Genomic DNA, 19087 nt, shown 5'->3' with positions numbered 1-19087 from the left:
TTTTTATAAATTTGGTCACAGATATTTTTCAAAGGAGAAAATATGGGAAAAAAGTTTTCAACCAAACAACAAAACGACATCCGCCAAAAACTGATAAACATTTTTGAAGAAAGGTTGCGAGAGGGACGTCCCAACAAAATCACCATTGACAATTTGGTCAAAGAGGCTGGCATCGCAAAGGGGAGCTTCTACCACTTCTTTCCTTCTAAGGAAATGCTCTTTGTTGCGGTCACCAATCAAGAACAAGAAAGGATTCTCAAGAAGGCCCAGAAAATAAGTAAGCTAGGAGGAACTTCTGAAAAAGAGAAGCTTAAAAAAATTCTCTTCATCATCATAAAGGAAATTAAAACCCACCCTTGGTTGCAGAATCTATCAGGTCCAGAATTTGAGCAAATGATTCAGCGTCTCCCCCAGAACTTACAAGCCAAGCTATTAAACGAGGATAAATTAGCTCTCAAAAGACTTTTAAAAGACTTGGTGCTGAGCCCCAAGCTTCCTCTTGATGACCTCCTTGTCAGCATCGAAATCATCCTAGCCTCGGCCAGTCACGCAGAAGACTTTGGCCGCCACTATGACCGAGCGGTCAAAACCATGATTAACGGTTTAGTTGACACCTTCTTTGATGAAAGGAAAGACTATGAATAAATTATTGCGGTTCAATTTTATCCTCATGATTGTGGCCATGCTAGGGGCTGGTCTCCTACAATTCTTCAGACCCGACCTTCTGGGTTCCCAATCAGCCTTTGGTCTGGCTCCAGACTGGCAGAGAGAAATTGCTTTTTGGAATTTAGCAGTTATTCCTATCTTTATGGCGACCCTCTACAAGAAAGACTATTTCTTTACAAAAGTTTGTGCCGACTCAGCTATCATCGGTGGACTGGGCTTTGCCAGCAATCACCTAATCGGATGGCTGGCCCAACCTTCGGCTACTGGCAACCTAGTCGGTAGCCTAGAAAATTTTGCCTTTGTCCTGCTCTGGCTGATTGGCTTGGGCATCGAAATTAAAAAGCACAAAAACTCTGAACAAAAATAGTTCAGAGTTCTTCATTTTCCAGATATTTCAGCTTATCCCAGAAGGTAAGATAGGCTTGATTAAAGTTTGGGGCAGGAATCTCCTTTTTTTTCCCCAGGTCAAAGAATTTTTGACAGATAAAAAGGAGATCAGGCAGATTGCTGTGCAGGGACATAATCTTGCGACTCAAGAGGTTCTTGGCAAATAGCCTCTTCATCAAGCGAGAGGATAAGCAGATGGGCATACGATAAATCCATATCTCCTTGCCGTAATTTTTCAGATTCACTCCCTTAGCTTCTGCTATGGTTAGTGTTTCTCGAATACATCTGACAGCCTGAGCCAGCAGCTTCCTCGAATCCATCAAATTTTCTGCTATCGCCTTACCCTCACCCGTTCTAGCAGAACTAGCCACTACTGCAATAACACCGGCATTGATGGCCATGTGTAACCAAATCCATTCCAGCATATCATCAGGCACTTCTAGTTTAATCTGACAGTCATCAAAGACTTGAACCAATTGCTGATAATTTGAAAGCTTAGATTTTTCTTCAGATTCCAGCATAAAATGATCAAAAAGGCAGAAGGTCAGGCAATTTTCAATCAAATTCCCACCTGCAACTGGATAGCCCAAAATATAATCGTGATTACCCAAGTCTTGATCCAACTCAGCCCTTGTTTGCCAGATCCCACAGGCTAAAATCAAGCTTCCTGTGATAGCCAGACGGTCAAGGTCGTCAATAACATCCCCGACCTGACCCTTAGCAACACTAACAAAGATAAAATCATAGTCTTTTTGGTTACAAGGCTTAATTTGATAAGTATCCTTGAAAGCTCGTCCTTGCTTATCTTGTCGGCCATCCAAGACCTGAACCGACAAACTAGTCAGTGATCGCTTGGGACTGTCCTCACGCAGGAGGTGCTGGACCTCATGTCCTGCCTTTTGAAAGAGGTAACCATAGCTAGTCCCAATAACGCCTAAGCCGACTACTAATATTTTCATTTTGTCTCCTTTATAATTTTTACCGACTATCTCTTTTCTTCATCAAATACCAGAAAAGAACCAACATAAAAGAAATGCCCTGTGCAATACTAATTCTGACAAACATCAACTGATCAGTTCCTGTCTGAGATTGAACATGCAAAATATTGACAATAAAATCATTGAAATAATGGTTGGCCATAGCCATATAGAGACTTCCTGTCAACCTAGTCATAAGGACAAATTTAAAACCAATAAGAAATGAGGTTCCTACCATCATCAGACTATAGAGGACAAAACCTCCGCTAGTCATTTCCCCATCAAGATAATTCCTCAAAGGTCCCATTAAATGCCAAAGGCCAAAGAGAAATGACGATAAGATTCCTGCCCAAATAAAAGAGTAAGCTCCCTCCAGTACCTTTTGAAAGAGGCCACGAAAAGTACCTTCTTCCATCAAAACATTGATAATATTACCTATTATGCAAATCAGAAAGAAAATCAGGCTCGTCTCTCGCCCAACATTTTTGTCCACTGCAAAAGAAGAGACATAGATTTCTAGACTCTCAAATTTTCCTTGACTAATTAAGAGACTCACTTCAACGGCATATGCCAGAAGGAAGGTCAAAATTCCCAAAAACAAACCTTGAGAGAAGCTTTTCCAAAATCCCCTTCTAGAAAAGCCCAAGTCCTGTAAGCTGAAGCTACAAGTTTTAGCTATCCCAAAAAGAATTACCAGGCCGATTACTTTATGAATAAAGGCTTCACCCCAGAAAGTCTGGTCGGTCCGTAAAACCAGATACTCAAAAATACGACAGACATAAGAAAGACCGTAGACAAGGAAAATTATGAACCAAAGTCTAGACCTCAAACCTTTAACCATAGGCTTCCTCCAAAATTTTAATGGCCTTGTCGCTTTTGAATTAGCTGATTAATTTCCTTAGCTTCTCGCCTAAATGACAATAAGTCTAGGGCTTGAGAAAGCAGGTAAGTCATCAGCCCAATCAAAAATAAGCTTCCCATCTGGTTCCAATGAAAAATTAAAGCAAGCAGAAAGACAAGACCTTCACAAAGTAACAATTCCAAGCCAACCCGAAGAATGGTTGGCAGTTCAAATTTTCTCACTAGATTGACAAGCACATGAATGAGAATATTCGTAAGTAATATCTGAAAAATTGAGACCAGATAAAGAAAAGGTGCTCGCAAAAAGAGAGCGACTAGGGCAGTCAGTAGGAGAGAAATCCCCGTTGTCGCAAAGATATTGGTGACTAGTTTTTTCATCATCCCTCTCCTTTCAGGGCCTCTTTGACAGCCTTTAGGTAACTGCGGTTGATAATAAGCTTCTCGCCATTGGTCAACTTTGCTTCCATCCGGCTGTTAAAAATTGAGCGAATACTGTCCAAAACATTGATATTGAGAATGCAGGATTTACTAATCTGCACAAAACCATTTCTGGCAAGTTCCTCAGCCAGTTGATAAAGTCGCCAATCGGTCTGATAAATGGCCTCCTTCAAATAAACAAAGGTCTTTTTATCAACACTCTCAATATAATAAATATCTAAAACATTGACCTGATAGGCTTGTTTTCCTTGATAACAGGCCAATTGTTTATCTACTGTTTCTAAAAAATTGATTACTCTTGCAACCAAGTCAGTCTTCTGACCATAGGTCACAGAAACTTCTAATTCTTGCTTGGCAGGGTCTTGCTTAATCCTTACTTTCATAATGATTCCTCGCCAGTCAGTATAACATACCCTAGGCTAAGGTAAAGTCCTTTCTTCCTCAACTACAAAAAGAGGAAACCATCTTACAGGATTCCTCTCCTTTCCAATCTCCTATTTACTTGAGTAAACTCGTTGCCGCTTCATCAAGAATGACTGTGACATCTGGGTGCTCTTGTAAAACGCTAGCCGGTAACTCAGTCGTCAGAGGTCCTTGAACCATAGCAGCGATAGCCTCAGCTTTCTCCGCCCCATAGGCAAAGAGAATAATGGATTTGGCCGACATAATGGAGGCAATCCCCATAGATAGAGCCTGGGTCGGCACATCCTCCTTCCTGTCAAAGAAGCGACTGTTGGCTTCAATAGTACTAGGGGTCAAATTGACGACATGGGTTTGACTGGAAAAATCAGTCCCTGGCTCATTAAAGCCAATATGGCCGTTGCGTCCAATCCCCAAAATCTGCAGGTCAATACCATGCTGTTCAATCAAGTGGTCGTAATCCTTGGCAGCCTTCTCCAAATCGCGAGCCTGCCCATCTGGTAAAAAATGAGCCTTCATGGCCTTATGCTTAAAAAGATGTTGTTCCATAAAATAATGATAGGACTGAGGGTTTTCTTTGGACAGACCGACATACTCATCCAGATTGATGGAAGCGACCTGGGTTAGGTCAATATTACTAGCTACAAGAGCCCGATAGAAGGCTTCTGGTGAACTTCCTGTTGCTAGGCCTAAGGTCTTAGCTCCCTCGGCCAGCTTATCCTTTAAAATATCTAGGGCAACCTCTGCTCCTTGGAATTGATTGTTAACGGTAATGATTTTCATGACAAGCACCTCTTTTTTGGTCTATACCGATTTTTTACCTTTATTATATGGTATAGACCAATTTATGTCAAGCTTTTTGTGATATAATAGGTCAGGATTATTCGTCAAGAAAATTAAAAGGGTAAGCCTCTTCTAAAACCATGTATCAACCCTAGCTAGGGTGACAGTAGTAGAAACCGTCAATCTTACGGGCACCTCTAAATACTCAATAAAATTGCGATTTTGTCGTTACAATTGTTGCTAAATCAACACTTTAATTTAAAAGTTTGGGGTTTTTAGAGGTGCCCTTACAATTTGTACAGACTTGCTCTGGGAGATAAAGAGAAGCTCACTAGCTGACTGGCTTTATCCCTTAATTTTCATAGACTATAAGGAAGATATAGAGGAAAACAATTGAACACAGAAGATTTTAACTTTCATTTACCAGAAGACTTGATTGCCCAAACGCCTTTAGAAAAGCGCGATAGCTCCAAGCTCCTGGTCATTGACCACAATAAGCACACCATGCTGGATAGCCACTTTGACCATATTTTGGAGGAGTTGAACCCCGGTGATGCCTTGGTCATGAACAACACTAGGGTCCTACCAGCCAGGCTACATGGAGAAAAGCCAGAGACGCATGGCCATGTGGAATTTCTTCTCTTGAAAAATACCCAAGGTGACCAGTGGGAAGTCCTAGCCAAGCCAGCTAAACGCCTGCACGTCGGAACCGAGGTCAGCTTTGGCGATGGTCGCTTGAGGGCTACGGTCCTCGAAGAATTGGAGCACGGTGGACGGATTGTCCAATTTCACTATGAGGGTATCTTCCTCGAGGTTCTGGAAAGCCTAGGCGAAATGCCCCTGCCTCCCTATATTCATGAAAAGTTAGAAGACCAGGAACGCTATCAAACAGTCTACGCCAAGGAGAATGGATCGGCGGCTGCACCGACAGCTGGCCTCCACTTCACCCAAGAGCTTCTGGAAAAGATTGAAGCCAAGGGAGTCAAGCTGGTCTATCTGACCCTCCATGTTGGTCTAGGAACCTTCCGCCCCGTTTCCGTTGACAATATCGAGGACCATGAAATGCACTCAGAATTTTATCAGTTCTCCGAGGAGGCCGCTCAGACACTCCGTCAGGTCAAGGCCTCTGGCGGTCGTATTGTCGCTGTCGGTACCACCTCCATTCGCACCCTAGAAACTATCGGGAATAAATTTAATGGTCAGATTCAGGCCGATTCTGGCTGGACCAATATCTTCATCAAGCCTGGTTATCAGTTCAAACTTGTCGATGCCTTCTCGACCAACTTCCACCTGCCAAAATCGACCCTCGTCATGCTGGTCTCAGCCTTCGCTGGACGGGACTTTGTCCTTGAGGCTTACAAGCACGCTGTCGAAGAGCACTACCGCTTCTTTAGTTTCGGCGATGCCATGTTTGTCAAATAGGTTGACTGAATGCACTAATCATAACCACCCGTCAATGGGTGGTTTATTTGTTTCGCACCTGCGGAGCCAAACGGACCAAGAGTATTAAGTCACCAAAACTTCAAAAGTCCTAGAGAAGCTCATTTCTCTAGGACTTTTATCAATTAGAGCTGGTAGTGCTAGGACTAGTCATCTACCAATGAAAAAGGCTCCCAAATAGTAGAAGTTCTGTCTAGCATTCGGGGGCCTCTTTAGCTTATGGGGTATTATACTCAATGAAAATCAAAATTAGCCGAGGCAAGGAGCAATGACATCAAGTCACTAAAGTGACTGATGTCGAACGGCAATCTCCATCGCGATTGCCTAGCTGCCTTACTAACCTCACAAAGTTGGTGAAATCGACCAACTTTGCTCCTCATCGCACGAACTGATGATAGCTCAAAAGGTCTGGGAGACCTTTTGAGGTTGGAGATACAGAAAGCCTTGCTTTCCTCAGTAAGTACGGCAAGGTGAGTTAACGACGGAAAATTTGGATTTTCGAAGAGCATTATTTTATTTTTTTCAAGCTAGCCTTAGATTTTTCCACTACAAAGAGGGACTTTTCTGCTTGGGCGACTTGCTTGTAGAGCTTCTTGGCTTGGTCCTTCTTACCTGCCAACCGAGCATTCTCAGCCAGGAAGTAATCTCGCAGAACTTCCTCAAGCTTATTGCTGGCTTGGATTTCTTCAAGATCTTCCAGAGCCTCTTTTTGACCAAGAACTTTCTCAATCAGGGGAAGCATGTTCTGGGTGTAGGTCTTCTGAGCCGTCTCAGCCTCATTTTGCACAACCAAGTCATTGACAGCTGCAAGACTGGATTCCAAATCATAATCCTGTTCCTCATGGACCTTATTGGCAAAATCAACCAAGTAATAGGTCAAAAGGAGAGGAGTTCTTTCCTTGGGTGATAGTTGAACCATTAAAGGGTTAACCATCTCAATAAATTCGGCTGACTTCTCAAATTTCCCACGGAGGAAGGCCAACTGAGCTTGGCGAATAATGGTGCGGTCCCAATTAGTTTTGAGTGACGCTTGAGATTCGTATTCTAAAACTTCTTCATACTTGTCTAAATCCAAATCCTGGGTTAAAATTTGCAAGGAATCTCGGCGGTAAATATTCTTTTCCCGAACATATTGGACAAGAACAGCCAGAAGAGGCAAAAGACTAGCCAAGCTAAAGGCTGCCCCCATGATGTTTCTGGGGTTTAAGAACCAATAAACCAGGGAGGCCACAAATAGGAGGCAGAAGAATAAAACCCAATTGCGCACCACCGTTAGGAAGGTGTACATTCTATTCTTAATATCGTCTATTTGACCGTCACGGTATGATGTCAGCATAATTTCTCCTTCTAATCATTGATACTAAGCTGGAGCCCCAAGACAGGACCTTGGTCAGCTTCAGTCAATCCAGCTTAAACCAACTATGAATGAAATTTCAAAATTGTTTCTATTATAGCACAATCTTCCCTAAGTTGAAAAAAATCTTTGAAGAGGGGCAACGATAAAGGAACTGACCCTATAGAACAGCCACTTGGTCTATGCTTCTCCTTGGCTAATACTCAATGAAAATCGAAATTAGCCGAGACAAGGAACCGAAGACAGTACTGGAGTACGGCAAGGTGAGTTAACAACGGAAAATTTGGATTTTCGAAGAGTATAAGGCAGTTTCCTTATCATTTTAGTCGTTCTAGTCTCCAAAAATTAATTCATATTGACCCGATGCCATTCATTGATAACATAGGTCAGCATGGCCAACTGGCTATAGCCCAGGCCGTTAATTTCTGTGCTGCTTTCGCCCGAACCGCCCAGATAGCGAGTGTAGATAGCAATCAGATAGGGGCTATCTTCCATGACGATGGCATCAACATTGAGGGCCTCGCGCACATAACCTGGCTTTTGATAGATGGTCAAATCTTCTGGCAAATAGGTCTTATAATATTCATCTGGGAAGGATTCACCAATATATTCCAGCAGGTCCTTATACTTATCCTGATGTTTAAAGAGGTAGTCCAGAACCTGAATGTAATAGGAAGTGGTTGTCTTGTTGCCTTCGTACTGAAATGCTGGTACATCAGGGTTGTTGGACTTGCCATAGCGACTATATTGACTGTAGGCCTTCTCCATTCCTCCTAAGAGACTGGCTAAGCCATAGGCTGGAGTATTTTCCGAAACCACTAAAGAACCATACTGCATTTGGGGAATGGTCATGCTGCCACCATAGTTAGTGACATAGGCATCGTGCTCCCCTGAATATTCATAATCCAGATTGGTGATATCCACCTTTTGGTCATAGTTGAATTTCCCTTCTTCGACGCCATCAACCACCAACATATTAAGAGGGAGCTTATAGGTGGATCCAGCCGTCATCAACTGGGTATCGTTCATAGAAAAGGTCTCATTGGTTCGGGTGTTTTTATAGGAAAAGGCAACCTGAGACTGGTCAATCCCTTGTTCGGCTAGAAAAGCATTGACTGTGTCGTTGAGGCTCATATTAGCATAATCATAGTAGAGACCCAGCGAATTCATCCGCTCACTATCAGCCTCCATGACTGCCTGCTTTTCCTCAGCCGACTTGTTTCTGGGCGTTACCAATTCCTTAGAGTCCTTTTTAGCTTGTCCTGATTGCTCAGTCTGCTGGGCCCTTTGTTTTTGGCTTACCTTTTGTCCTTGCTGTAAATAAAAACTGCCCAAGATACCTAGGACAATAGCAAGGATAATAGCCAAAATAACCGTAATTCTTCTTGACATAATTTCTCCTCATTATTATTTTAAGGAAAAATTGAATTTTTGCAAGTACCACTACCAATATTTTTTGCTATTGTTCGCCTTTTTGAGGATAAATGACTAAGCTTCAAGTCAAGTAATACTCAATGAAAATCAAAATTAGCCGAGGTAAGGAGCAAAGCTATCAGCCACTTTAGTGGCTTGATAGCTAACGGCAATCTCTATAGTGATTGCCTAGCTCCCTTACTAACCTCACAAAGTTGGTGAAATCGACCAACTTTGCTCCGCATCGCACGAACTGAAGATAGCTCAAAAGGTCTGGGAGACCTTTTGAGGTTGGAAATAGAGAAAGCCTCGCTTTCCTCAGCAGGTATGGCAAGGTGAGTTAACGACGCGACATGGAGTAAAAACTGTCAATATTACAATTTTTATGAAATTAGTCAGGGATATAGAAAACTACAATCGTAGTTTTCGTAGTCACCCTAACGAGAAATCATAGAGTGACTTTATCCGTGGGAAAATTTTGATTTTCGAAGAGTAAAAAAGCCAAACTTCTATGAAAGAAGAATGGCCTTAGACAATTTCCTATAAAATCAACTATTTCACAGCCGCAGCGTAGAGTTCCGCTACCTTGTTCCAGTTGATGATTTCAAAGAAGGCTTTGATGTAGTTAGGGCGAACATTGCGATAGCTTAGATAGTAAGCGTGTTCCCAAACATCGAGAGCCAAGATTGGCTTTTTGTCTTCCATAATTGGGGTATCTTGGTTGGCTGTTGAGGTAACTTCAAGTTTACCCTCCTTATTGACAACTAACCAAGCCCAACCAGAACCGAAGCGACCCGTTGCAGCTGCTGTGAAGGCTTCCTTGAAAGCATCAAAGGAGCCAAAGGCTTCATCAATAGCCTCTGCCACTTCTTTGGTAATCTGAGGCTTGTCTGGTGACAGGAGCTCCCAGAAGAGAGCATGGTTGAGATGACCGCCACCGTTGTTAATCAAGGCTTGACGGATGTCAGCTGGAATTTTTTCCACATCTGACAAGAGGGCTTCTAAGTCTTCCCCAATTTCAGGGTGCTTTTCCAAAGCAGCGTTAGCATTAGCCACATAGGTAGCGTGGTGCTTATCGTGGTGAAGGGTCATGGTTTCCGCATCAATATATGGTTCCAAAGCATCGTAAGCATAAGGAAGATCTGGTAATGTAATGGCCATAAAGGTTACCTCATTTCTTTTCTAATAATCGAACTTGCCAGATTGGCATAGCCTAGCCGTTTAGGGTTCTCGACCCTTAAACACCTCCATTGTAAAGAAAAATGATAGGGTTTTCAAGGAATTTGATTAGGAGTTCATAGGGAGGAACTTCTAGTCATAGAGTTTTAAACAAGCAGTCATTTTATCCTACCATTTACTATTTCTGATGATGAGTTATTGGCTTTTCTAATTATTGAACACAATGACCTGTTTTTCAACATTTACTTCTGCCTCAACACCAAATGGAATGATACATCTAGGTGTTGCGTGTCCAATATTGACATTATAGACAAGGGGTAACTCTTTTTCCGCAAGCTCTTCCAGTAGGATTGACTTGTAGTCATCATAATAGGTTTCATCTTGTGGTTTACCGACCAACACCCCTGCAAGCACATCAAATATTCCATAATTTTTTAAGGCTTGAATCATTCTTCTATAGGCTTGAGGAGTTGGCTTCTCTTCGCTGGTTTCTAACAGGAGGATTTTCCCTTTCCAGTCTTCTAAGTCTGGAAAAAGCTTGTAGTGTGCACAAAGGGAAACAGTATCTGCAAATCTGGAGTTATCAAAAATATCGTACATTGACTCTAAGCAGCCACCTAAAATTTCTCCCTTAAATATTGGTTCCCCTTTTAATAATTCAAAGCCCTTATTCTGATAGCTGTTCATCTCTATACCGACAGCATCCTTACTGAAATCTTCTCTTTCCTGATACCAGACCTTACTAGGACGAATTTCCTTAATTTTCCCTGTATTAATCAATTCTTCAAAATATTGCCTGGTGTATGGCAACATCTCATTAGAAAGCTCACAGACATCTGGCAGGAATGCTTGTCCATAAAAGGTTTTAATTCCAAGCTTATTTAACATAAAATGATTCATGGTGGTGTCGGAGAAACCTAAAAAGATTTTCTGCCTAACCACTTTTTCTAAGGCCTGATTTTCAAAAAGGTAAGGTAGTAATCGATAAGTATCCTCACCACCAATCGCACACAAAATCATATCAATGGAATCATCCTCAAAGGCTGCTAATAAATCGTGAGCCCTGGATTCAGGATGATTTTTTATAAAGTCAAGCCCCTTAAGGGCGTGGGGTAAAAACTGGACCTCAAGGTCATATTGCTTTAATCTGTCCAAGCCAATGTTTAGCTCGTGCTGGACAAATTTTTCCCCCATAATGCCACTAGATAGACTGACAATCCCGATTTTTTTAACGCTCATATTTTACTCCTTTATACTGGGGGTCTGCTTTCAATTTTGGCTGAAGTTCTATGCTACTTGTAGGAGGTAACTATTGTTTATTTTGGACTTAAGATAATACAAAAATTTCACTTAGGCATCCTTAACACTAGCAATCTTAAGGAGGGCCAGATCAAAGAGGTAGGCCTTATCAAGCTTGCCTTGCTTGATTTGGTAATCGGTCTCAATCAAGATGACCATGGCTTGCTTCAAGAAGTTTAGGGCAAGAGGACGACTATCACGGAGGGCAAATTTGACCTGGTAGGGATTGATTTTTCGGCCTAGTAATTCTGAGAGCTGGGCTACCATGGCCGACTCTGTTTTACCAGCCTGGGCCAAGATTTTCACTTGGGTAAAGAGGCGAAACTGGCCGAGCATAATGGCAATGAGTTTTATCTCATCCTCTCCTTGCAAGCGCAAATCTCTCACCAAATCACGAGCCTGGTCAATTTTCCCCTGCAAAATATACTGGGTCAAATCAAAAATATTATCCTGGAGGGTTTTGGGAATGGCTTGGTCAATGTCTGTCTGGTCAATCCGGCCATCTGCTTTATAGGCCTTGAGAAAGGCCAAATTTTTCTGAATCTCACTGAAATCAAAATTGGACTTAATCAGGAGTTGCTCAAAAGCCCCCTTGGCAAAGACTAAACCGGCTTGGTGGGCCACCTTTTGAAAATGGGTTCGTAAATCAGCTTCCTTGAGCTGGCTGGCTTCAAAAATTTTTCCTTCTCGCTTAAGCAGTTTGACCAGTCGGCGCTTGCCGTCTAATTTGCCAGGTGCAAAGATAACCAGCCTGGTGGTCTCCACCGGATTGGTCAAATAAGCCTCTAAGCTCTTGGCATCCCTATCGTCCAAATAAGACTTCTTAGCTGTTGTCAAATCCAAGAGATTATCAAAAATGACGACCTTTTCATCTGAGAAAAAAGGCAGGCTTTCCAAATCCATCTGGGCATCAACAAAACTATTTTCGGGAAAATCAAAATAGGAATAAGCCAAGTCACTTGGGTCAAAAGCTACCCGCTCCAAAAAGAGCTGTTTAAGCTGGCTATACTGGCCCAAATCGTCCCCTGTCACCACGGTAATCAGAGGGAGCTTTTCCTTGCTCAAAGCATCAACTTCTTCAATCGCAATCATAGCCCCATTATACCATAAAAGGCCAAGGGCTCTGATTCAAATTTCATGAGCAGCTAGCCCATACAAGAGTGGCATCCTAATAACTGAAAACCACAAATGAAGAGCTCTATCAAGCATTCTGGTTTAGTAACCAACAAAGTGACTTTAATCTGATTTTCATTGAGTCTTTGCTATCTCTTTCTTAGAAGAGCAGCAAAAAACATCCCAGAGGAAGCTCTAGACTGCGGTCTATTCTATCTTGATTCTTTAGGCTCCTAAGCCAGCTTTGCTAAATGAGCTAGCTGTCTGACTAGGGACTTACCAACTAATACCAGGCTTGGTCAGAGGTTCTTTCTGCCTGATAGGTTATTGTCTGGAGGGCATTATTCAAGGCCCTAAAATTTTCCTCTCTTGCTGAACCCATGATGAGAAACAAATCAACAATATGCCAAATAAATCCACCAATTCCAATCGTGAAAATTGTCACACAGAGTTTACCGATGCCCAGCCCAACCTGGCCCAGGTAAAAGCGATCCACGCCCCAGGCACCAAGAAAGATTGACAGGAGCAGGGCAACCGTAGGATCCTTTAGGGGCAGCCCATAGAGGCGATTGATCTGTTGGTCATTCAAAGTTGCCAGCCTTTGGCGGATTCCTGGCAAGGTATCTGGTGGGAAATTTCCCATATTAGCGGCGATAAAACTTTCTGAAAAATTTGACATAAGAACTCCTTAATTTTGTATCTGGTAATGGACTCAGGCAAGCGAAATCATCTGAATAAGAGACAAGGCTTACGATACCCCTCTATCCCTAATAAGCCTTATCCAAAAGTCACTTACTTGCCCTTAGGGAAATTACAAGGACAAAGAGCTTAGCAAGCAGGAGGAGGGCCAAGCTAATGCCTAAGAAGATTAGGCTGGCATCCAAGAGTCGCATGGAATGTAGCATAAAGACTGGCTCAAATGTCAGGAAGGTCGCCAATAATACGATCAGTCCTGGAACCAAGCGCAGAAAAAACCAAGACCAATGCAGGCCTGAATCCCTTAAACAACGAACTAGCAGGGCGTATCTGGGAGAAAAATTAGGGCACCTCTAAATACTCAATAAAATTGCGATTTTGTCATTACAATTGTTGCTAAATCAACACTTTAATTTAAAAGTTTGGTGTTTTTAGAGGTGCCCATTAGCCAATTTCCAAAAGAAACTGAGCCACAATAGACCTAAGGTCCCTCTTGAATAATGGACAAGAAAGTCTAAAACAGGGAATAGCTTGGCATGAAAGGGTGCGCTGTCTCTAACATTAGAATAGTAGGTGTCTTTGAAATTTTCCCAGACTTCTCTTAAATGTTGATGATCAAGGGCAATCAAAAACCTGATAATGACGACAGAAAGAAGCAAACAAAAGGCAAGTGTCATTATCGTGTTAAGAAGAAATACCCACCAGTAATCTGGACGGGTACTTTTTCCACCAAAATTGACATATTGCTTCCAATATTTGAGGTAAGCTTTTAGCATTTTAAATCCTTTTATTGTTGAGGCTGGTTAAATGGATTAGCCTGCTGATTGGGCTGTGCTGGAGTTCCCTGAGGAGCAACTGGTCCTGCCGGATTTACAGGACTTCCTTGAGGGTTTTGTCCAGCGCCATTAGCAACTTGGCCTGGCCGAGCAACATTAGGATATTGGTTTTGAGGCGCTGGTGCTTGGCCTTGATTAGGAAATTGCCCTTGTCCCTGAGCCATGAATGGAGCCCCTTGAGACTGAGGATTCAGAGGTTGGGCCGGAACTCCTTGAGCTTGTGGGTTAAAGGACTGACCTGGACCAGCTTGAGAAGCAACTGGATTGCTTGGAGCTTGGAAAACAACTGGAGCTTGAGGGGCAACAAATTGAGGCATCGCTGCCTTTGGGACTTTTGGCTTCTTCTCCCGACTTGGGAATATCCAGAGGACAATACTAGCAATGGTCAAACCTGCTGCAAGCACCAAGGCAAGAACTTGAAAGAGTCCAGGCAGGGGAAGGGCTGACAGAAAGACTGCAACACCGTACATAAAGATGAAGGACCAATGAAAGGCTGCATCACGAAAGCGCCGAACACCGATAGCCAGGCTTGGTAGCAGAATGGCTAATTCAAACAGGATCCAGAGGATAATGATGACAACCATAATGGGCGAAATATGAGACCAAATCGTGAAATTGTCCGTTGGAAGAGCGCTGTCCTTCATCAATTTGAGTTCTTGACTATAGGGAAGCAACAAATCAATAAAAACAATCAGATAAAATGCCAGACGAATGAGATTGTTGAAGAGAAAAGGCCACCAAAACTCTGAGCGTTTGGTGCGTCCTTTAAAATCAATATAGTGTTTCCAAAAACTTGCATAAGCTTTAAACATGAGCCATCTCCTAAATAAATTTGATACCTATTAGAATAGCATATTTTAAGCTAAAATTCAAACTTGGCAAGACCTTGAGCAGGTCCATAGATTGCCCCATAGATTGCCCAAATTTGGCCTAAATACTAGCCTTGAGTCGGCAAAAGTCTGAAATTCCTCTGCAATTTTTCTTTCCTAACGGACGGTCGTCACATGCCAATCCCAGAAGCCTCGATAGGAGATTGCCCCTTCCTGATCGGTCCGATAGACCTTGATGCCTTGGTCCTTGAAACGCTCCAAGGTTTCCTTATGAGGATGCTTATACCGGTTGTTTTGCCCAGCCGAGATTAGGGCCACCTCTGGCTGAATATGCCTCAAAAATTCTGGGCTGGAGGAACCTTTAGACCCGTGGTGCCCTGCCTTAAGCACTTGGATATCCAAACGAGGATAGGTTGCCAACAAGTCTTCTTCACCTTCCTTCTCCAAATCTCCAGTAAAGAGAAAGGTCTTATTTAATAACTGTCCATAGAGAACCAGGGAGTCATTGTTATCGCCCTGACCGACCCTTCTAGGATAAAGGACGTGCAGATGACTTCCCATAATTTCTAAGCTCGCCCCCACCTCAACTGCTCTGACTTTGATTTTTAGGGTCTTCAGTCTTTTGACAAAGCTAGGCTTGGTTAAGCTCCCTGGACTTACTAAAACTTCACCGATGGCAAAATTCCTAGCGACTGCTTCTAAATCACCAATATGGTCCCTATCGGTATGGGTGAGGACCAGCTGGTCAATCTTGCCCACCCCCCGACTCTTGAGGTAAGGGATGACTGTCTTATCAGCATTGCTATCCGAATGGCCCTTCTGCCAGGCTTCTTTTTGGCCAAAGGTCACCTTTCCTCCTGTATCAATCAAGATAGTCTTCCCCCAGCTATCTCGCAAAAAAATACTATCGCCTTGACCAACATCAATCATAGTTACCTCATTAGTCAAGGGATGCTTGACCAAACCGGCCAAAATCAGAAAAGTCAAAATCAGCAGGCGGCGGATTTTCTTGAATTTCCAATAGTCATGCAAGAAGGCTAAGAGGATTAAAAGACTAATTAAAAGTCCCAAACTAGGACTACCAAAAACAGGAGGACGGCCAATTAACTGTTGGGTCCAAGTGACGATTTGCTCTAGGAGACTAAAAAAAGGATTGACCCAGCTTAGCCTAAGCAGCGGGCTGAGCAAAAAGGCTAAACTCAAAAATGGGAGCAAGAGATAATCAAAAATTAGGGAAAAAGCGAGAGTCAATAAAAGCGACAAGGGTTGGAAAACACCAAATAAGTAGGTCAACAAGGGAAAGGCACCCAAGGTCAAACTCAAACCTTGGGAAAGGACTTCCCTGAATCTACTTAATCCTTTAAAATCAATGACCGCTAAAATAAAGGCATAGGCAAAGCTCAGCAAGCCCCCAGTTGTCAGTAGAAAATTTGGTCTTATGAGGAAGGTCGAAAAGATAGTAAGGGCTAAATTATCCAAGCGCCTCAACCCAAGGTTCTCCCAAAAAGATTGAAGTAGGCTCCTCATCACCGAAACCGCATAACCCGTCATTCCCGCATAAAAAAGCGAGAAAGGAACTTGTAAAATATCTACCCAATCTCGCCTGATGCCTAAACGCAGGAGAAATCTCCGATAAAAGCCGATAAAGAAATCGACCTGCATACCAGAAAGAGCAAAAAGATGGATAATCCCTAGGCTGGTATAGATGTCTTCCATCTGGCTAAAATCCTTATCTAAATAACCAAAAAGCAGGCCCGTCATATAGTGGTTCATGGGGCTGGGAAATTTCTGCTGACAAGTGACAATCGCCTCTCGCCTCAGGTCATGCAGGCGATCAAAAAGGGTCTCCTGCCTAACTGGCTCCAGCTTCTTAACTTTCTCTATAGTGACCAGCCGGTAGATCCCCTCATGCTTGAGGTAGGCTCGATAGTTAAAGCCCTGAAAATTCCTCTGGGCTGGGGCTTGGCTTAACTTGGCCGAGACTGATATCTGGATCTTATGGGTTAGATGTTGATAAAAGTCTTTTTCTTCTGCCGATTTTAAACGATAAAAAACCTGATAGGTCCGTCCCTGATTCTTGGCTCGAAAACTCAGCTGGTCACCATTAATCGAAATGGTGTCTGGAATTAAGTCTAGCTCTTGCAGTTGGCTTGGAGCGGTCCCGTAGTCCTTATTAACCTTTGCTTGATAGGCAAAAATGGCCAAACCAGATACTGCTAAAATTATTAAGACCTGGCCGACTTTTTTAGCCTCATGGTGACGAGCCAGCTGAATCAGACTAAAGAGAAGGACTAGACCGACCAACCAGTAATAGGAATCAAGAAAATAGGCTAATAAGACTAGCAAAAAAGCCAAGTAAATTGGCCTGACGGGAAAATACTTGGTCATACGGTCACCTCTGGAGCAATTTTTTCATAGGTCTTCTCCCCGATACCCGAGATATTTTTCAATTCTTCAACAGACTTAAAGCCTCCGTGCTCCTGGCGGTAATCAATAATATCTTGGGCTCGCTTCTCACCTATCCCTGAAATGGTCTGGAGTTCCTCTTTACTGGCTGAGTTGAGGTTAACCTTAGCTTGACTACTGCTGGCTGACCCTGCCTGATTATCTGATGCAGGGCTAGAACCAGCTACTTCCTGGGTGCTTTCTCCTTGAGCGGCTACATAAACAACCGCCTCATCTTGCAGTTTCTGCGCCAGATTGACCGAATTTTTATTAGCATTATCAGCGAAGCCACCAGCCTTCTGGATGGCATCGGTCACCCTGCTACCAGCTGGCAGTTCATAGACCCCTTCTTTTTTTACCGCCCCCTTGACATCTACCACAATAGTAGCGGACTTATCACTAGATGAAGAGGCCTGACCAGACTTAAGCGACTGAGCGCTCTTGGCCACTTGGGGAAAGTCTGAGTGAGCTGGCTTTGACTTTTTCTGAACGAGATTAAGAGCCAAAAGCGAGGCTAGTAGAACTATCGAAAGAACTAACCCTAGAACCAATTTATTTTCTTTTATCTTTTCCAGCCATTCCTTAATCATAAGACTCCTTCCGCAAGATACTCAGCCACACAAGAATATCACCAATCATAAAACCAGAGCTAATAGATGAGACTCTTCAACACTCAAAATATATCAAAGAGGTGACTCTTGATTTTCATTGAGTATGAATATGAAGGGCCACGCTTTCATAGGAGCTCTTACTTATTTGTTCGAAAATAAAAAAATAAAGCTGAAGAAAACTTCAACTTTATCATCAACTTATTCTATAAGACTTGGAAATTAGGGAGCTAGTCCAAAGGTTCCAGACTAATACTCTTCAAAAATCAAAATTATCCCACGGATAAAGTCACTCTATGATTTCTCATTAGAGTGACTACGAAAACTACAATCGTAGTTTTCTATATCCCTGGCTAACTCTGTTTAAACTGTGGCAACGACAGTTTATCCCTCGTGTTGCATCGTTAACTCACTTTGCCGTACCCAAGTACTGCCTGCAGTTCGTTGCCTTGGCTAGATTGATTTTTATTGAGTATAATAGCCCTTATTTAAGGTGTTTTTCTGGTGTCCAGACAAAGCTGGCAACATAACTGAAGGCCATGGTCAAAAGAACGAGAATAAAGGCAATGAGGCCCAGAGGAATCCGATAGATATAGGTCAGGGGATTGAGCTTCTTATGATTATTGTAGGTCTCATTTTGCTCATCTAGCTGGTCAAATGCATCATGAACCCTTTTAGCAACCGTTTCAATCCCTTGGTCATTGAGACGCTTAATATCTGAGACATCAATGGCTGGCCCAAAGTTCATATCAATTCTTTCCCCCTTGAGAAGACCTGAGAATTTTCTCGGACCACCATAAACGACTGGCTGAATCTTAACCTTGGCCATCTTGGCAATAACCGCGACACCACCCTTGACATCCGTTGAGTGTCGACTACCACTTGGAAACATAATCAAAGACCGTTGGCTCTTCTTGAGCATCTTAACAGGGTACTTGATGGCTTCCTGACTAGGATTATCCCGATCAATTGGGAAGGAACCACACATGCGAATCCACCAGCCAAATATGCGATTATTAAAGAGTTCCTTCTTGGCCATAAAAATGAACTGCTTGGGCTTGGTCGCAAAGGCCAGGTAAATGGGATCCCACCAGGTCCGATGGGGGGCCACTAAAATATAATTTTCCTTAGGGTCTAGTAGGTTTTCGCGATTATGGTAGTGGGCATTGCCGTTGACCACCCAAACTAGGAAAGAAACCAACCAGCGTAAATATGCGTAAAACATGTCAACCTCCTATTATCATAAGTGATTTAAGAAGCCTCTCTAGTCACACAAGTCGACTATAGATCTCCTTAGGTTTCATTCAAGAAATTCGATAAGAATCCCAAAAATCACTCACGT

19 protein-coding genes and 1 pseudogene are annotated in these 19087 nt (G+C 42.8%); 3 read left to right on the top strand and 17 right to left on the bottom strand.

Features of this window, described 5'->3' with window-relative positions:
* The first annotated feature begins 42 nt into the window (after positions 1 to 42).
* Together DYE66_RS04745 and DYE66_RS04740 are read left to right on the top strand one after the other, a co-directional pair.
* Positions 43 to 645 (top strand): TetR/AcrR family transcriptional regulator, encoded by a 603-nt coding sequence (locus DYE66_RS04745; protein ID WP_115324966.1) that lies wholly within the window; start codon positions 43 to 45, stop codon positions 643 to 645.
* On the top strand, positions 638 to 1033 hold the full coding sequence (locus DYE66_RS04740; protein ID WP_115324965.1) for a hypothetical protein: 396 nt from the start codon (positions 638 to 640) through the stop codon (positions 1031 to 1033). The genes DYE66_RS04745 and DYE66_RS04740 overlap by 8 nt, the downstream gene beginning before the upstream one ends.
* 1 nt (position 1034) lies before the next feature.
* Here the strand turns inward: DYE66_RS04740 and DYE66_RS04735 are convergent, their stop codons facing one another.
* The 5 genes from DYE66_RS04735 to nagB form a co-directional block, all read right to left on the bottom strand.
* Positions 1035 to 2012, bottom strand: coding sequence for a ketopantoate reductase family protein (locus DYE66_RS04735; RefSeq protein ID WP_002960133.1), 978 nt, complete (start codon positions 2010 to 2012; stop codon positions 1035 to 1037).
* A 19-nt stretch (positions 2013 to 2031) separates the two neighbouring features.
* Positions 2032 to 2871, bottom strand: coding sequence for a CPBP family intramembrane glutamic endopeptidase (locus tag DYE66_RS04730; RefSeq protein WP_002960130.1), 840 nt, complete (start codon positions 2869 to 2871; stop codon positions 2032 to 2034).
* Positions 2872 to 2888: 17 nt separating this feature from the next.
* A complete protein-coding gene (locus DYE66_RS04725) occupies positions 2889 to 3269 on the bottom strand; it encodes a hypothetical protein (RefSeq protein ID WP_002960128.1) in 381 nt (126 codons plus the stop codon).
* Positions 3269 to 3712: a LytTR family DNA-binding domain-containing protein gene (locus tag DYE66_RS04720; protein WP_115324964.1), complete on the bottom strand. Its 444-nt coding sequence runs from the start codon at positions 3710 to 3712 to the stop codon at positions 3269 to 3271. The genes DYE66_RS04725 and DYE66_RS04720 overlap by 1 nt, the downstream gene beginning before the upstream one ends.
* 115 nt (positions 3713 to 3827) lie before the next feature.
* Positions 3828 to 4532, bottom strand: coding sequence for a glucosamine-6-phosphate deaminase (gene nagB / locus DYE66_RS04715; RefSeq protein WP_002999772.1), 705 nt, complete (start codon positions 4530 to 4532; stop codon positions 3828 to 3830).
* Positions 4533 to 4925: 393 nt separating this feature from the next.
* Between nagB and queA the strand changes: the two genes are divergently transcribed.
* On the top strand, positions 4926 to 5954 hold the full coding sequence (gene queA / locus DYE66_RS04710) for a tRNA preQ1(34) S-adenosylmethionine ribosyltransferase-isomerase QueA (protein ID WP_019788802.1): 1029 nt from the start codon (positions 4926 to 4928) through the stop codon (positions 5952 to 5954).
* Between the two features lie 526 nt (positions 5955 to 6480).
* Here the strand turns inward: queA and DYE66_RS04705 are convergent.
* The 12 genes and pseudogenes from DYE66_RS04705 to DYE66_RS04650 form a co-directional block, all read right to left on the bottom strand.
* The gene (locus DYE66_RS04705) at positions 6481 to 7308 is read right to left on the bottom strand and encodes a hypothetical protein (protein WP_115324963.1); all 828 of its coding nucleotides are present in this window, start codon (positions 7306 to 7308) and stop codon (positions 6481 to 6483) included.
* A gap of 363 nt (positions 7309 to 7671) precedes the next feature.
* Positions 7672 to 8718: a serine hydrolase gene (locus DYE66_RS04700; protein WP_003000558.1), complete on the bottom strand. Its 1047-nt coding sequence runs from the start codon at positions 8716 to 8718 to the stop codon at positions 7672 to 7674.
* Between the two features lie 573 nt (positions 8719 to 9291).
* Entirely contained in the window at positions 9292 to 9900 is a 609-nt protein-coding gene (sodA, locus tag DYE66_RS04695; protein ID WP_002999952.1) for a superoxide dismutase SodA, read from the bottom strand.
* A gap of 225 nt (positions 9901 to 10125) precedes the next feature.
* Positions 10126 to 11157 carry a S66 family peptidase gene (locus tag DYE66_RS04690; RefSeq protein ID WP_003000303.1) on the bottom strand — a complete coding sequence of 344 codons (1032 nt, stop codon included), beginning with the start codon at positions 11155 to 11157 and terminating at the stop codon, positions 10126 to 10128.
* A 111-nt stretch (positions 11158 to 11268) separates the two neighbouring features.
* A complete protein-coding gene (gene holA / locus DYE66_RS04685) occupies positions 11269 to 12309 on the bottom strand; it encodes a DNA polymerase III subunit delta (protein ID WP_003000583.1) in 1041 nt (346 codons plus the stop codon).
* A gap of 304 nt (positions 12310 to 12613) precedes the next feature.
* Entirely contained in the window at positions 12614 to 13009 is a 396-nt protein-coding gene (locus DYE66_RS04680; RefSeq protein WP_003000340.1) for a TM2 domain-containing protein, read from the bottom strand.
* A 109-nt stretch (positions 13010 to 13118) separates the two neighbouring features.
* Positions 13119 to 13370: pseudogene (locus DYE66_RS10970) on the bottom strand (DUF805 domain-containing protein); the annotation flags it as partial.
* Positions 13371 to 13457: 87 nt separating this feature from the next.
* Entirely contained in the window at positions 13458 to 13802 is a 345-nt protein-coding gene (locus tag DYE66_RS04670) for a hypothetical protein (protein ID WP_241208459.1), read from the bottom strand.
* 11 nt (positions 13803 to 13813) lie between these two features.
* Complete coding sequence (locus tag DYE66_RS04665) at positions 13814 to 14674, bottom strand: DUF805 domain-containing protein (RefSeq protein WP_003000084.1); 861 nt, start codon at positions 14672 to 14674, stop codon at positions 13814 to 13816.
* A 174-nt stretch (positions 14675 to 14848) separates the two neighbouring features.
* The gene (locus DYE66_RS04660) at positions 14849 to 17080 is read right to left on the bottom strand and encodes a DNA internalization-related competence protein ComEC/Rec2 (protein WP_003000026.1); all 2232 of its coding nucleotides are present in this window, start codon (positions 17078 to 17080) and stop codon (positions 14849 to 14851) included.
* Positions 17077 to 17727 carry a helix-hairpin-helix domain-containing protein gene (locus tag DYE66_RS04655; RefSeq protein WP_115324962.1) on the bottom strand — a complete coding sequence of 217 codons (651 nt, stop codon included), beginning with the start codon at positions 17725 to 17727 and terminating at the stop codon, positions 17077 to 17079. The genes DYE66_RS04660 and DYE66_RS04655 overlap by 4 nt, the downstream gene beginning before the upstream one ends.
* 502 nt (positions 17728 to 18229) lie before the next feature.
* On the bottom strand, positions 18230 to 18970 hold the full coding sequence (locus tag DYE66_RS04650; RefSeq protein ID WP_003000012.1) for a lysophospholipid acyltransferase family protein: 741 nt from the start codon (positions 18968 to 18970) through the stop codon (positions 18230 to 18232).
* Between the last annotated feature and the right edge of the window lie 117 nt (positions 18971 to 19087).

It is taken from the genome of Streptococcus downei MFe28, from assembly GCF_900459175.1.
GTDB classification, from domain to species: domain Bacteria; phylum Bacillota; class Bacilli; order Lactobacillales; family Streptococcaceae; genus Streptococcus; species Streptococcus downei.
The sequence above is the reverse complement of the archived record's forward strand: the minus strand, read 5'-3'. Positions and strand labels throughout refer to the sequence as shown.